The 14,803-nt window shown below is 72.4% G+C and carries 10 protein-coding genes; 5 read left to right on the top strand and 5 right to left on the bottom strand.

The window, feature by feature from the left end; translation table 11 throughout:
• The first annotated feature begins 6 nt into the window (after positions 1–6).
• From AB0I79_RS25595 to AB0I79_RS25585, 3 genes are all read left to right on the top strand, one after another.
• Positions 7–2,070 (top strand): prolyl oligopeptidase family serine peptidase, encoded by a 2,064-nt coding sequence (locus AB0I79_RS25595; protein ID WP_357877126.1) that lies wholly within the window; start codon positions 7–9, stop codon positions 2,068–2,070.
• 678 nt (positions 2,071–2,748) lie between these two features.
• On the top strand, positions 2,749–4,170 hold the full coding sequence (locus AB0I79_RS25590; protein ID WP_357877123.1) for an alpha/beta fold hydrolase: 1,422 nt from the start codon (positions 2,749–2,751) through the stop codon (positions 4,168–4,170).
• 94 nt (positions 4,171–4,264) lie between these two features.
• Positions 4,265–5,101 carry a class I SAM-dependent methyltransferase gene (locus AB0I79_RS25585; RefSeq protein ID WP_357877120.1) on the top strand — a complete coding sequence of 279 codons (837 nt, stop codon included), beginning with the start codon at positions 4,265–4,267 and terminating at the stop codon, positions 5,099–5,101.
• 354 nt (positions 5,102–5,455) lie between these two features.
• Here the strand turns inward: AB0I79_RS25585 and AB0I79_RS25580 are convergent, their stop codons facing one another.
• Positions 5,456–6,424: a MarR family transcriptional regulator gene (locus AB0I79_RS25580; RefSeq protein ID WP_357877117.1), complete on the bottom strand. Its 969-nt coding sequence runs from the start codon at positions 6,422–6,424 to the stop codon at positions 5,456–5,458.
• A gap of 66 nt (positions 6,425–6,490) precedes the next feature.
• Here AB0I79_RS25580 and AB0I79_RS25575 point away from each other — a divergent pair, with 66 nt between their 5' ends.
• On the top strand, positions 6,491–7,369 hold the full coding sequence (locus tag AB0I79_RS25575; protein ID WP_357877114.1) for an MBL fold metallo-hydrolase: 879 nt from the start codon (positions 6,491–6,493) through the stop codon (positions 7,367–7,369).
• Between the two features lie 600 nt (positions 7,370–7,969).
• On the opposite strand, the gene AB0I79_RS25570 is transcribed toward AB0I79_RS25575, so the two are convergent.
• A complete protein-coding gene (locus tag AB0I79_RS25570) occupies positions 7,970–8,593 on the bottom strand; it encodes a LysE family translocator (protein WP_357877111.1) in 624 nt (207 codons plus the stop codon).
• A gap of 82 nt (positions 8,594–8,675) precedes the next feature.
• Here AB0I79_RS25570 and AB0I79_RS25565 point away from each other — a divergent pair, with 82 nt between their 5' ends.
• The gene (locus AB0I79_RS25565; RefSeq protein WP_357877108.1) at positions 8,676–10,013 is read left to right on the top strand and encodes a PLP-dependent aminotransferase family protein; all 1,338 of its coding nucleotides are present in this window, start codon (positions 8,676–8,678) and stop codon (positions 10,011–10,013) included.
• Positions 10,014–10,045: 32 nt separating this feature from the next.
• Here AB0I79_RS25565 and AB0I79_RS25560 read toward each other — a convergent pair whose 3' ends face one another.
• The 3 genes from AB0I79_RS25560 to AB0I79_RS25550 are packed head-to-tail and all read right to left on the bottom strand — an operon-like array spanning position 10,046 to position 14,774.
• The gene (locus AB0I79_RS25560) at positions 10,046–11,818 is read right to left on the bottom strand and encodes an ABC transporter ATP-binding protein (protein WP_357877105.1); all 1,773 of its coding nucleotides are present in this window, start codon (positions 11,816–11,818) and stop codon (positions 10,046–10,048) included.
• A 37-nt stretch (positions 11,819–11,855) separates the two neighbouring features.
• Positions 11,856–13,544: an ABC transporter ATP-binding protein gene (locus tag AB0I79_RS25555; RefSeq protein WP_357877102.1), complete on the bottom strand. Its 1,689-nt coding sequence runs from the start codon at positions 13,542–13,544 to the stop codon at positions 11,856–11,858.
• 48 nt (positions 13,545–13,592) lie between these two features.
• Positions 13,593–14,774, bottom strand: coding sequence for an MFS transporter (locus AB0I79_RS25550; protein ID WP_357877098.1), 1,182 nt, complete (start codon positions 14,772–14,774; stop codon positions 13,593–13,595).
• Positions 14,775–14,803 lie beyond the last annotated feature (29 nt).

The raw sequence follows: 14,803 nt of genomic DNA, 5'->3' as shown, positions 1-14,803 counted from the left end.
GACGCCATGAGCGAGAGCTTCCCGCGCCTGTCAGCCAGGACCCGACGGTTCACCCTGGGGGTCCCCCGCAGCTTCACGATCTCCCCGGACGGCGGCCGGGTGGTGTTCCTGCGGACGAAGTCGGGCACCGATCCGGTGACCTGCCTGTGGGAGCTCGACACCGAGACCCACGTCGAGCGGCTGGTGGTCGATCCGCGCACGCTCCACGCCGACGAGGAGGACCTGCCGCCGGAGGAGCGCGCCCGGCGCGAGCGCAGCCGCGAGGCCGCGGGCGGCGTGGTCGCCTACGCCACCGACACCGCGCTGACCAGGGCGTGCTTCGCGCTGTCCGGCGGGCTGCACGTGGCCGAGCTGCCGAGCGGGCAGGCGCGCACGCTGTACACGCCGGGCCGGGTCATCGACCCCCGCCTGTCGCCCGACGGGCGGCACGTCGCCTACGTCTCCGACGGCGCCCTGCGGGTGCAGTCCCTGGACACGGGCGACGACCGCCCGCTGGCCTCGCCGGAGTCGGAGACGGTGACGTACGGGCTGGCCGAGTTCATCGCCGCCGAGGAGATGGACCGCATGCGCGGTTACTGGTGGTCGCCCACCAGCGACGCGCTCCTGGTCGAGCGGGCCGACGAGGCTCCCGTGCGGGTGTGGCACATCGCCGACCCGGCCAACCCCGACCGCACGCCGGTGGCCCAGCGCTACCCGGCCGCGGGCACGCCCAACGCCCGCACCGAGCTGTTCGTGCTGGGGCTCGACGGGTCGCGGGTCACGGTGCCGTACGAGGAGGAGTACCTCGTCACGGCGGCGTGGTACTCCCACGCGCTGTCGATCGTGACACTGACCCGCGACCAGCGGACGATGCGGCTGTTCTCGGTCGATCCGGCGACCGGCGCGTCCACCCTCGTGCGCGAGGACACGGACCCGGCGTGGATCGACATCGTCGGCGGCGTGCCCGCGCACCTCGACGACGGCTCGCTGGTGTGGGTGGCCAACTCCGAAGGCGGGCATCGGCTGTTCGTCGGCGACCGCGCGGTCACCCCGCCGACGCTGCAGGTGCGCGCCGTGCTCGACGTCGACCACGACAGCGTGCTGTTCAGCGCGAGCGGCGATCCGACCGAGATCCACCTGTGGACGTGGGACGGGCACTCGCTGCTGCCCGTCTCGACCCGTTCCGGGGTGTTCTCCGGGCGGATGGCGGGCGGGGTCGGCGTGCTGAGCGAGCAGAGCCTCGACGACGAGGGCGTCTCCACCACGGTCGTCCGCCGCGACGGCATGGCCGTCCCGATCCCGTCGTTCGCCGAGCGCCCCGGCCTCGACCTGCGCGTCTCGCTCGGCCGCTCCGGCAGCCGCGAACTGGCCACCGCCGTGGTGCTGCCCACGTGGTACGAGCAGGGGTCGGGCAAGCTGCCGGTGCTGATGGACCCGTACGGCGGGCCGCACGCGCAGCGGGTGCTCAACCGGCGCGGCGCGTTCCTGGAGAGCCAGTGGTTCGCCGAGCAGGGCTTCGCCGTCATCGTGGCCGACGGCCGCGGCACCCCGGGCAGGGGCACCGAGTGGGAGCGCGCCGTGCTCGGCGACCTGGCGACCCCCGCCCTGGAGGACCAGATCGACGCGCTGCACGGCGTGGCCGAGCAGTATCCCGACGCCCTCGACCTGACGCGGGTGGCCATCCGCGGCTGGTCGTTCGGCGGCTTCCTGGCGGCGCTCGCGGTGCTGCGCCGCCCCGACGTGTTCCACGCCGCCGTGGCGGGGGCGCCGGTGACGGACTGGCGGCTGTACGACACGTGCTACACCGAGCGGTATCTGGGCGATCCCGAGCAGCAGCCGGACGCGTACGAGAAGTCGTCGCTGTTCGCGGACGCGGCCAAGCTGGAGCGCCCGCTGCTCCTCATCCACGGCCTGGCCGACGACAACGTCGTGGCCGCCCACACCCTGCGGCTGTCCTCGGCCCTGCTCGCGGCCGGGCGGCAGCACAGCGTGCTGCCGTTGTCGGGGGTGACGCACATGACGCCGCAGGAGGTCGTGGCGGAGAACCTGCTGCTGCTGCAGGTGGACTTCCTGAAGAAGTCGCTGGGCTGATCCCGGCGGGCATCGGGGCGGGGAGGGGCGCGCGGGCGTGACGGCATCCGTCCGCCGGCGCCTCCGCCCGGTGAGGCGAAGCCCAGAGCCCCCCGATCTCCGACCGCCCCGTAGGCTCCCAGCCGACCCGCCCCACCACCCACCACCCACCACGGCCGGTTACGCCACCGCCCGCCGCGACCCCGCCACCACCGGTCACGCCACCGCTCGCCGCGACCCCGCCACGGCCGGTTACGCCACCGCTCGCCGCGACCCCGCCACCACGGGTCACGCCACCGCTCGCCGCACCCCCCGCCAGCGCGGACCGCGCCGCCACCTGCCGCTCCGCAGGCTCCCGCCCACCCGCCACCCCGCAGACTCCCAGCCCGGCCCTGCCCCCAGCCGCCCCGTAGGCTCGCCCACCCGCCGCCAACCGTCCCACTAGCTTCCAACCACCCGCCATCAACCGCCTCGCAGACCATCCCGCCACGTGGTGGAAGGGCCCGTCCGGTCCGACGCCCGTACGCGCAGGCGAACCGTCCGCCCTCTTCCTCCGGCCGTGCACATCCCACCGGCGGCGGACCCGCTCTCGCGCCTGAATCGAGCTACGGTCCATCAACCCGTGGTCCGATATCCCTCCCCGAAGACCAAACCCTGGTCCGACGCGCCCCGCCCACCCGCTCCGGCATCGTGAACGCCATGCTGAAGCCCCTCGCCCTGACCCTCGCCCTGCTCGGCACAGCCCTACAGCCCTGGCAGGCGACGCCCCCCACCACCAGTAGCAACAACAGCAGCAGCGGCAGCGCACTCAGCTGGCGCCCATGCCCCAACGACAACGACACCGGCATGGAATGCGCCGACCTCCAGGTCCCCGCCGACTGGCAGAAGCCGAAAGGCCGCGAGATCACCCTCAAGCTCGGCCGCCTGAAAGCCACCGGCGCCTCGAAGGGCTCGGTCCTGATCTCCTACGGCGGCCCTGGCGCCCCGGGCATCGCCACGACCCGATCCCTGCAGAGCTGGTGGACCGACCTGCGCAAGAGCATGGACATCGTCACGTGGGACACCCGCGGCTACGGCAGCGACCAGTTCCAGGGCCTCAGCACGGGACTGCCGTGCACGTGGACCCGCATCCCCATCGCCGACCTCCCGCGCGACGACGCCGACTTCGGCCGCCTGTCCGACACCAACCGCGGCTACGCCGAGGCGTGCCGCCTGAAGGACCCGGAGCTGTTCGCCAACATGAGCTCGGCCGACCACGCCAGAGACATGGAGGCGATCAGGAAGGCGCTGGGTGACGGCAAGCTCAACTACTACGGCGCCTCCTACGCGGGCTTCTACGGCCAGGACTACGCCCGCCTCTTCCCCGGCAACATCCGCACGATGGTCCTGGACGGCACGTGGAACCACAGCACCGCCGACTGGCAACGCGAGCTCGATGCGATGGCCACCACGAACGAGCAGTCCATGCGGCGCTTCTTCACCTGGTGCGCCACCAACGGCTGCAAGGACGTGCCCGCCCTCTGGCGCAAGCTGATCACCCGGGCGACCGGCACCCCCGTTCCCACCAAGACCCCGAATGTCGCCTACAAGGCCGGCGACCTCCAGTCCTTCGCCCTGGGCCTGGCGCGCCAGGGCGCCGCGGCCTGGCCCAAGCTGGCCACCGCGATCCGCAAGGCGAGCGAGGGCGACGCCTCCGACTTCGTCCCGGCCAGGGGCGCCCGCTACCCCGACCAGGCGACCCCGGTCACGGAATGCACCGACTGGCCCCGCTTCACCAGCCTCAAGCAGCTGACCACCACGATCGCCCGGCTCCGCAAGCTCGCCCCCAACGCCGGCGCCGCCAACACGTTCGCCACGAACACCCTCAACTGCATCGGCTGGCCCGTCCCCGTCACCAACCCGCCGGCGGCCCTTCCGGACAACCTCCCCCCGCTGCTCGCCGCAGGCGCGTGGGGTGAGTCGGACGCAACGGAACGCGTCCTCGCCCAGGTCCCGGGCAGCGTCACGATCCACCACGACGGCCCCGGCCACACGCTCTACGGCATGAACACCTGCGCCCGCGACCACATCAACCGCTACCTCACAGACCGCACCCTGCCCCCCACCAAGACCCGCTGCTGATTCAGCAGCATCCCTTGACGCCCACATCTTCATAGTCTAACTCTAGTAACCATCACTAGAGAGCAACTCTAGTAACTAACGAGAGGTGCGCGTCATGCTCAACATCGCCAACACGCAACAAGCCGAGGCCTGGAACGGATGGGAAGGCCAGCTCTGGGCCGACAACCCGGACTACTACAACGGCATGCTCGACGGCTTCAACGAGGCGCTCTTCGCCGCAGCCGCGATCCAGGCGGACGACCAGGTGCTGGACGTCGGATGCGGCACCGGCCGCACCACACTGCTGGCGGCCGGCAGGGCGTCACGAGGCACCGCCCTGGGCATTGACCTGTCGGCCCCCATGCTGGAGCGAGCCCGCGCCGACGCCGCCGCCCAAGGCGTGCCCAACGCCGTCTTCGAGCAGGGCGACGCGCAGGTCCACGCCTTCGGCGACGGCAAGTACGACGTGGCCATCAGCCGTGGCGGCGTGATGTTCTTCGCCGACCTCGTCGCCGGCTTCGCCAACATCGCCCGCGCCCTGCGCCCCGGCGGCCGACTGGCCATCATCACCTCGGTCCCGGGGTCCCCGGACAGCGACTACTCCCGCGCCACGGCCGCCCTCCGCGACCACATGCGGCGACCGTCCCCCGCCGCCCAGGGCATGATGTCCATGACCGACCCGGCCCGCATCGACCAGGTGCTGACCGACGCCGGCTTCACCGACATCGACATGACCATCGTCGAAGCCATGGAAAACCTCGGCCGCGACGCCACCGAGGCGGCCACCCACATCTGCGCCATGGGCCCGGTCCGCTTCAACCTCTCCCACCTCGACGAACCGACCATCGCCACCCTCCGCGACGCGGTCCGCGACGGGCTACGCCCCCACGAAACCCCGGACGGCGTACAGCTCCGCGGAAAGGTACGCCTGACCACCGCCACCCACCCCTGACCGACGGAGATAAACCCCGGCGGCGGGGAACAACCCCCGCCGCCACCCCGGATCCCCCAGCCCTCCAACCCGTCAATCGAAGACTCCAGACGGTCCAGCCGTGCACTCGGCGGGTGAAGGTGCCGGGGGCGGGGCCGGGCTGCCGTGCCAGTGGCTCCAGAACGCCGCGAACGAACCCCCTTCGCCGCGCACGAGCAGTCCGCCACGCGCAAACACTTCACCGTGGCCAGCACTTCACCGCCGCAAAGCGCTCCACCCCACTCAAGCGCTCCACCGAACGCAACGTTCCATCGCACCCAGGCACTCCACCACGCACGAACGCACGCCATCCAGCCCTTGGATGGACTGGCTCGTTCAGCGCAGGGCCCTCTGGAGGAGATCCTGGAGGATGATCTGCTCCTGCGAGGAGAACCCCGCCATGGGCGAGCCCTCCATGAGGATCTCCAGCAGCCGCTCGCGCAGGGCACTCCCCTCGGAGGTCAGGACGAGTTGCTTGGCCCGGCGGTCGCTCGGGTGAGGGCGTCGCTCGACGAGCCCCTGCTCCTCCAGCCGGTCGATGACAAACGTGGCGTTCGACGGCTCACACCCCATCCGGCCGGCCAGCTCCCGCATGGTGAGGGGGCCGCTGAGCTCGCGTAGCGCGGTCGCTTGAGGGGCGGTCAGGTTCAGCGTGACCGCTCGCTCCCTGACGTGCTGCTCGATCTGCCGGGACAGCGCGCTGACGAGCCCGCAGAGGTTCCGCTCGGCAAGAGCCTGAGCTTCGGCAGCCGCACTCCGGACCTCAACGGCACTCCGGACCTCAACGGCGCCCTGGACCTCAGTGCGGGCCTCGGCGGCACCATGCACTTCAGTGACGCTCCCGGCCTTGGCAGCGCCCTCGACCTCAGTGGCGCTTCGGGCCTCGGCAGCGCGCCCAGCGTCGGCAGGGCCGCCGATCCCAACGGCGCCCCCGGTCTTGGCCGCCGGATTCCTGGCCTCAGCCGTGCTCATGGCCTCAGCGGTGCGTCCAGCAAAATCCGCGCTTCCGCCTTCGCGCGTGACCTCCGCCCCGGCGGCACCCATGGCTGTGCCGGCGGTACCCGTGGCTGTGCCGGCGGTACCCGTGGCTGTGCCGGCGGTACCCGTGGCTGTGCCGGCGGTACCCGTGGCTGTGCCGGCGGTGCCCGTGACCGTGCCGGCGGTGCCCGTGACCGTGCCGGCGGTGCCCGTGACCGTGCCGGCGGTGCCCGTGGCCGTGCCGGCGGTGCCCGTCCCGTGAGCGATCGGCCCCCCAGGAGCGATTTTCTCCTCGGTCTCGGTGCCTGAACCATCGATGGACGTCATACCGGGCACGATACCTCAAGTCGTTACATTTGCAGCTTGAATAGTTCTAGTTGTAAGTTTCTGGCCATGAGCAACTTTGATGAGCGTTTGCGCCGTACGTCACCCATCCGTTCACTCCAGCTCGGAGACCTCAAGATCAGCTATGTGCCCGACGGAGTGGTGGCGCTCAAGCCGTACGGCTGGCTCCCCTCCGCGACGGAGCAGGACTGGCAGGACAACGCCGCCTACCTCGACGACGGGGGAAACCTGGTGGCCACGATCGGCGGGCTGCTCGTCGAGCAGGGCGAGCGGGCCCTGATGATCGACGCGGGCGTGGGCCCGGTGTCCCTGCCCGACGATCCGGGCAACGAGAAGGTCGGTGCTCTGCGTGGCGGCGACCTGCTCGACAATCTCGCCAAGCTGGGTCGTACGCCGGAGGACATCGAGGCGGTGGCGATCACCCACCTCCACCCCGACCACCTGGGCTGGGCCCACCACATCGCCCCCGGCAGTGACCGGCCGGCCTTCGCCCGGTCCGCGTACCTGTTCGGCGAGCCGGAGTGGACGCAGCGGCACCTGAGCGCCGTCAATGACATCACCGAGGAGATGCTCGCGACGATGGAGCCGCAGGCCCGCACCGTTGCCGACGGTGAGGAGGTCTTTCCGGGTGTGCGGGCCATGTTCACGCCTGGGCACACGGTCGGGCATGTCAGCTACACGATCTCGTCCGGCGGCCAGCGCATGATCGTCTTCGGTGACGCGCTGCACTCCGCGGTGCAGATCCGCCATCCGGAGTGGTCGGCCGGCGTCGACGTGGACTCCGTGGAGTCGGCCGTGCACCGGCGCCGGCTGGTCAAGGAGCTGCAGGAGCCGGACACGATCGGCTTCGGCGGGCACTTCGCCGACGTCGTCTTCGGCCGCGTCCACAACACCGCCGACGGCCCGACCTGGCACCCTGTGGCCTGAGGCAGCCACAGCCACAGCCACGACACACCATCGCGCGCATCCATCCATCTCCCTTGGGGGCGATCTCAACGCAGGACGCGGGCACCGGCGTTGGGACGGCGGTTCAGGGGTGGCGGTATGAGGATGACAGTGTGCGGCGCCCGATATGGCGGGCGGCAGCGTGGGGCGCCGACGTGGCGGCTGCAGCGCGGCGGGGGCTGCAGCGCGGCGGGGGCTGCAGCGCGGCGGACGGCGCCGACGTGGGGTGCCGGCCCGGGGGCGCCGGCGCGGCGAGGCCATCGGCACGGCGGGGCGCCGGCGTGGGGAGCGCCGACCCGGGGGGCGGCAGCGCGGCGGGGCGGCAGCGCGGCGGGGGCGCCATCGTGGGAGGCGCCGACGTGGGGAGCACCGACGTGGGGGCGTCGGCGTTGGGGCGTCGGCGTTGGGGCGTCGGCGTTGGGGCGTCGGCGTTGGGGCGTCGGCATGGCGGGGCACCGACGTGGGGGCACCGACGTGGGGGCACCGACGTGGGGGCACCGACGTGGGGGCGTTGACGTGGGGGCGTTGACGTGGGGGCGTCGGCGTGGGAGGGGCAGCGGGGCGGGGGCGGGGCCGCCGGGGTCAGGAGAGTGCGAGGCCGATGGCCAGGACCGCGAGGAGGGAGCCCATGGTGAGGCGTTGCAGGCGGAGCCAGGAGGGACGCGCCGCCAGGAAGCCGGCGATGCCGCCCGCGGCCACGACGATCGAGAGGTTGACCAGGAGGGCGACCGCCACCTGCACGCAGCCCAGGATGACCCCCTGGAGCAGCACGTTCCCCCGGTCGAGGTCGATGAACTGCGGGATGACCGAGACGTACAGGAGGGCGATCTTCGGGTTGAGCAGGTTGGTCATCAGCCCCATGAGGAAGAGCCTGCGCGGGGAGTCGGGCGGTACCTCCCGCGCGGCGAACACCGACACCCCGCCCGGCTTGAGCGTCTTCCAGGCCAGCCACAGCAGGTACATCGCCCCCGCGATCCGGATGACGGTCAGGAGCCCGGGGAAGGCGGAGAACAACACGGCCAGCCCGAGGTTCGCCCCCACCAGGTAGACGAGGAAGCCCGCCGCGACCCCGGCGAGGGAGATGATCCCGGCTCGCCGGCCCTGGCTGGTGCTGCGGGACACGAGGTACATCATGTTCGGCCCCGGGGACAGCACCATGCCGAGCGCCACCAACACCACGCCGAGCACCGCACTCTGTTCGACCATGACAGCGAAGCTATCGACGACGCAATCTCAGTACAATAGTTACAATTGCACTCGGATCAATGTCATGGTTGGATCGCGAGGTATGGAGGACTACCGGCGCATCGCGGACTCCATCGCCGCGGACATCACGGCAGGGCGGCTGCGCCCGGGTGACCGGCTGCCGCCGCAGCGGGTCTTCGCGCGGCGCCACGGCATCGCCGATTCCACCGCCGCCCGCGTCTACAGGGAGCTGACCGGTCGCGGGCTGACCGTCGGGGAGGTCGGCCGGGGCACGTTCGTCCGGGCCGCCGCCCCGCAGCCCGGGCCGGCGCTGGTCGAGCCCACGGGCAGCAGGATCGATCTCGAGCTCAACTACCCCGTCGTCCCCGAGCAGTCCAAGCTGCTCGCCGACGGCATCGGCCCGCTGCTGCGTGCCGACGTGCTGGAGGCGTCCATGCGGCCGGTCGGCGCGGCGGGCACCCCGCCGGCGCGACGCGTGGTCGCCGACCTGCTGGCGCGCGGAGAGTGGCGCCCGGAGCCGGATCGGCTGCTGTTCGCGGGCAACGGCCGGCAGGCGATCGCGGCGGCCATCGCCGCGCTGGTTCCCGCGGGCGCGCGGCTCGGCGTGGAGGAGCTCACCTACCCGGTGCTCAAGGGGCTCGCGGCGCGGGGCGGGGTCACGCTCGTCCCGCTGCGGGTGGACGAGGCGGGGCTGGATCCGGCGGCGGTCGAGGCCGCCGCGCGCAAGGCCCCGCTCAAGGCGATCTACGTGCAGCCGACGTTGCACAACCCGCTGTCGATCAGCATGCCCGCGGAGCGCAGGGCCGAGCTCGCCGGCGTGCTCGCGCGCCTGGACGTGCCCGCGATCGAGGACTCCATCTGGTCCTTCCTCCGCGACGACCTGCCTCCGCTGGCCGCCTTCGCGCCGGAGCGCACGGTCCTCGTCGACAGCCTGTCCAAGCGGCTCGCGCCGGGCCTGTCGCTCGGTTTCGCCGTCGTGCCCGGCCCCGCCGTCCCCCGCGTGGCGACGGCGCTGCGCTCGGGCGGGTGGACGCCGATGCGGTTCGCGCTGGAGGCGGCGACCCGCTGGCTGACGGACGACACCGCGCAGTCCGTGGGCCGCGCCAAGCAGCGGGACGCGTCCATGCGCCAGGAGATCGCCGCCCGCTGCCTGGCCGGCTTCGCCGTCCGCAGCGACCCGCGCTCCTACTACTGCTGGTGGGAACTGCCGCCGCCCTGGCGGGCCGACACGTTCGTGGCGACCGCCGCCCGGTACGGCATCGCCGTCACCCCCGCCGCCGCCTTCGCCGTCAGCCCCAACAGCGCTCCGAACGCCGTCCGGCTCGGCCTGGCCTCCCCCTCGCCGGACACCCTGTCCCGCGCCTTGACGACCCTCGCCGACCTCGCCCGATCCGCACCGGACGATCTGGTCGCCGAGTAGCGGCACCCAGCGCCCCAGCTGCCCTAGTTGTCCTAGTCGTCGATTGAAGGTGCCGGACGCGGGGCCGGGCTGCCGTGCCAGCTGCTCCAGAGCGCCGCGTACGAGCCCCCCGCCGCCACCAGCTCCTCGTGCGACCCCAGCTCGCTGATCCGCCCCTCCTCCACCACGGCCACCCGATCGGCGTCGTGCGCCGTGTAGAGCCGGTGCGCGATGGCGATCACGGTCCGCCCCTCCAGCACCGCGGCCAGCGACCGTTCCAGGTGCCTGGCGGCACGCGGGTCGATCAGAGAGGTGGCCTCGTCGAGCACCAGCGTGTGGGGGTCGGCGAGGACCAGCCGGGCGAGGGCGAGCTGCTGCGCCTGCGCCGGCGGCACCGCGAGCCCGCCCGACCCCACCTCGGTGTCGAGCCCGGACGGCAGCCCCCGCACCCAGTCCAGCGCGTCCACCGCCTCCAGGGCCTTCAGCACGGCGGTGTCGGAGGCGTCGGGGCGGGCGATGAGCAGGTTGTCGCGCAGCGTGCCCTTGAACACGTGGTGCTCCTGGGTGACGAGCGCGACGTGCCCGCGCAGCTCGTCCAGCGGCAGTTCCACCAGCGGCACGCCGCCCACGGTGACGGACCCCGTGCGCGGCCCGTGGATGCCGGCCAGCAGCCGCCCCAGGGTTGACTTGCCCGCCCCCGACGGCCCCACCATGGCCAGCCGCTCGCCGGGCCGGACGGTGAGCGACACGTCGTGCAGCACGTCGCGCCCCTCCCGGTAGGCGTACCGGACGCCGGACGCCTCCAGCAGCTCCCCGGAGGGCCGCACCGCGGCGGGCGCCCGGTCGTCGGACACGTTGGCCACCCCCAGCAGCCGTGCCATCGACGCCCCGCCCACCTGCAGCTCGTCCACCCACATCAGGAACCGGTCGAGCGGGTCGATGAGCTGCTGCGCGTACAGGATGGCGGCGACGACCTGGTTCAGCGTCACCCACGAGCTGCTGTAGAACAGGCCGCCGACCAGCAGGGCGCCCACCACGGGGATGACGTAACCCAGCTCGACGGCGGGATACCAGGTGGTGCGCAGGCCCAGCGTGTACCGCTCGGCCGCGTACGAGCGGGCGATGTCGCCGTCGGTACGCGCCCGCCGCCGCTCCCGCAGCCCCAGCGCCTCCACGGCCCTGGCGCCCTCGACGGTCTCGGCCAGCCCCTCGGTGACGTCGGCGTAGGCGGCGTTCTCGCGCAGGTAGCCGTCGCGGGCGCGCCGCAGGTACCACCGGGTGGCGATCCACAGCACCGGCCCGGCCGTCAGCATCGGCAGCATGAGCAGCGGGCTGACCAGCACCAGCGCGCCGACGGTGATCACGAACGTGACCATCGCGATCAGCGTCTCGGGCACGGCGTGCCGCACGGTGCGCGACAGGGCGTCCACGTCGCGGGAGGTACGGGTGATGAGGTCGCCGGACCCGGCCCGCTCCACGGTGGACAGCGGCAGGCCGAGCACCCGGTCCACGAACTCCTCGCGCAGCTCGGCCAGCACCTTCTCGCCGAGCCTGGCGGAGGCCAGCACCGCGTACCGGACGAGGACGCCCTGCAGCAGCAGGAAGGCGCCGATGGCGGCGGCCACGACGGCGACGTCGACCTCGACGCCGTACTGGATCTTCTCCACCAGGGCGCCGAGCTGCCACGGGACGACCAGCCCGGCGACGGCGGCCAGGCCGTGCAGGACGAGGGCCAGCGCGAGCCGGCGCGGGTACTTCAGCGTCAGCCGCCTGGCGTAGGCGCGCACGTGTTTGCGATCGGCGATCGGCAGGATCTCGCGAGCCATCAGTCCTCCGCCGGCCGTTCCGACAGCGCCATATGCGTCAGTCCTCCCCGCGGGTCACGGTCGCGGCGTATGCGGGGGTGCCGTCCAGGAGCTGGCGGTGCGTCCCCTCGGCCAGCACGCGGCCGTTCTCGACGTAGATCACGTGCTCGGCCCGGTCGAGCACGAGCGGGCTGGTGGTGCAGATCATGGTGGTACGCCCGGAGCGGGCCTTGGCCAGGCGTTCGGCGATGCGGGCCTCGCTGTGGGCGTCCACGGCGCTGGTGGGCTCGACCAGGATCAGCACCTCGGGGTCGGTCAGCAACGCCCTGGCCAGCCGCAGCCGCTGCTGCTGCCCGCCGGAGAACTCCCGCCCGGCCTCGGCCACCCGCGCGTCGAGCCCGTCGGGCAGGGCCTCGACGATGTCGGTGGCGCAGGCGGCGCCCAGAGCCTCGCGGATCTGCGCGTCGGTGGCGGTGCCGCGTACGTCGAGCTCGTCGCGGAGCCGGCCGTTGAACAGCCTGGCGCCGTTGTCGGCGACCAGGATCCGGGAGCGGACCTGCTCCAGCGGCAGCGTGCGCAGCTCCGCCGCGCCGAACGTGACGTCGCCCTCGACGTAGCGGCCGAGCCGGTCGGCGATGGCGATGGCGTCGTCGGGATCGGCGGCTGCGACGGCGGTGAGCGTGCCGGGTTGGAGCGTGACACCGCTGTACGAGTCGCGCAGCACGCCGCCCTCGCTCGCGCCGCTGCCCCCGCTGACCTCGGGCTCGATGGACAGGATCCTGATCACCCGCCCGGCGGCGACGTGCCCCTTGGTGAGCTTGTCGGCGGCCTCGGTGAGCGTGCGCGTGGGCCCGATGAGGAACACGGCGTACAGGTAGAACGCGACGAGCTGCCCGGTGGGGATGTCCCCGGCGACGGCGAACGAGGCGCCGACGCCGGTGACGATCGCGATGAGCAGCCCCGGCAGCACGGTCTGGGCGCCTTCGAGCACCGACTCGACCCCGGCGACGCGTACCCCGGCGTGCCGCACGCGCTGGGACTCGGCGCGGTAGCGGGCGGCGAACACCTGCTCCCCGCCGATGCCGCGCAGCACGCGCAGCCCGGCCACGATGTCGGCGGCGCGGGTGGACAGCTCGCCCGACAGCTCCCGCTGCGCCTGCTGCCGCCTGTGCAGCGGCCGCAGCAGCGGCCCGACGGCGAAGGCCATGAGGGGCACGCCGAACAGCACGAGCAGCCCGAGCGGCAGCGAGGTGGAGATGAGGATCACGGTGACGGTGACGATGGCCAGGATGGAACCGACGCCGCGCAGCAGGATGTCCATGGAGCTGCCGATGTGGGCGATGTCGGAGTTGCCGACGCTGACGACCTCGCCGGTCGACAGCCGCTTCGGCAGCGTGGCGCCGAGCCTGGCGGCCTGCCTGGAGGTGAGCTGCACGGTGCGGTACGCGGCGGCCAGCCAGTTGTAGACGGCCATCCGGTGCCGCATGATCCCGGTGAACGCCTGCAGCAGCCCGAGCCCGAGCAGGATCGCCGACCACGCCAGCAGCGAGCCGGTGTCCTTGGCGGTGACGGACTCGATGCCCTTCCCGAGCACGAACGGCATGAGCGCCTGCACCAGCCACCACAGGCTGGCGTAGCCGATGCCCCCCAGCAACGGGACCGTCTGCCGCCGCGCGTTCCACCACAGGAAACGCAGCGGGCTGCGGATGTCGGGCACGCCGGGATCGGCCTCAGGAAGGGAGCGCATAGCCTGACAACCCTGACAGCCGCCCCCGCACGCGGCAAACCATTTTCGTCATCGCGAGAACGCCCGCAAGGTGTACACCAGCGCCGCCACCGCCGTGACGGCCAGCAGGACGTAACCCACGGTGTACGCGCCGGTGGCGGCGTAGACGACCCCCATGACGAGCGGCGGGAAGTACCCGCCCAGCCCTCCGGCCGCGCCGACCAGCCCGGTCACGGTCCCCACCCTGGACGCCTCCACCACCTGGGCCACCAGCGCGAACACCCCGCCGGTCCCCAGCCCGAGGAAGAACGCCATGAGCACGAAGCTGAGCCCGGCAGGCACCTCGACGGGCGGCTCCAGCGTCAGCACGAGCGCCATCAGCGCGGTTCCCGCGAACGAGATCGCCAGCACCTTGACGGGCCCGATCCGGTCGGCGGCCGTCCCGCCGAGCGGCCTGGACAGCACGGCGGCGATCGAGAACCCGGCGGTACGCAGCCCGGCGTCGGTCTGCGCGAAGTCGTAGACGTTCTGCAGCAACGTCGGCAGGTAGGTGGAGAACGCCACGAACCCGCCGAAGGCCACCGCGTACAGGAACGCGCACTGCCAGGTCGCCTTGATCTTCAGCGCCTCCCGCATGCGTGGCAGCGCGGAGCCGGTGGCGGGCGACCAGCGGGGTGAGTCGCGGCTGCCGCCCAGCATGACGATGCCCATCAGCACCAGCACCACCGCCATGAGCAGGTGCGCCTGGGCCCGGCCGAACTCCTCGACCAGGCGCGGGGTGAAGAACGCCGACAGCGCCGTGCCGCCCATGCCCGCCCCGAACACGCCGGTCGCGTATCCGCGCCGCTCCGGCTCGTACCAGGCGTTCACGAACGGGATCCCGATCGCGAACGACGTGCCGGGAACGCCGAGCAGGAACCCCCAGAACAGCAGCCATCCGTACGAGTCGGACCAGCCCACGAACAGCACGGGCACGATCGACACGAAGCAGATGATCGCGAACATGCGCCGCCCGCCGAGCCGGTCGGCCAGCATCCCGATCGGGATCCGCCCCAGCGAGCCGACCAGCACGGGGATCGCCACGAGCAGCGAGGTCTGCGTCGGCGACAGGTGCAACATCCTGCTGTAGCTCCCGGACAGCGGCCCGATGAGGTTCCACGCCCAGAACGTCACCGCGAACGCCACCGTGGCCAGAGCCAGGTTCCGCACCTGACCTTTACCCAGCTCAGAACCTTTACGAAGCTCAGACATACACCCTGTGTAACAGAGGGTCACCTTCT

It is taken from the genome of Nonomuraea sp. NPDC050202 (genome assembly GCF_040656115.1).
Classification (GTDB): domain Bacteria; phylum Actinomycetota; class Actinomycetes; order Streptosporangiales; family Streptosporangiaceae; genus Nonomuraea.
This window is presented reverse-complemented; position numbering and strand designations above follow the sequence as displayed.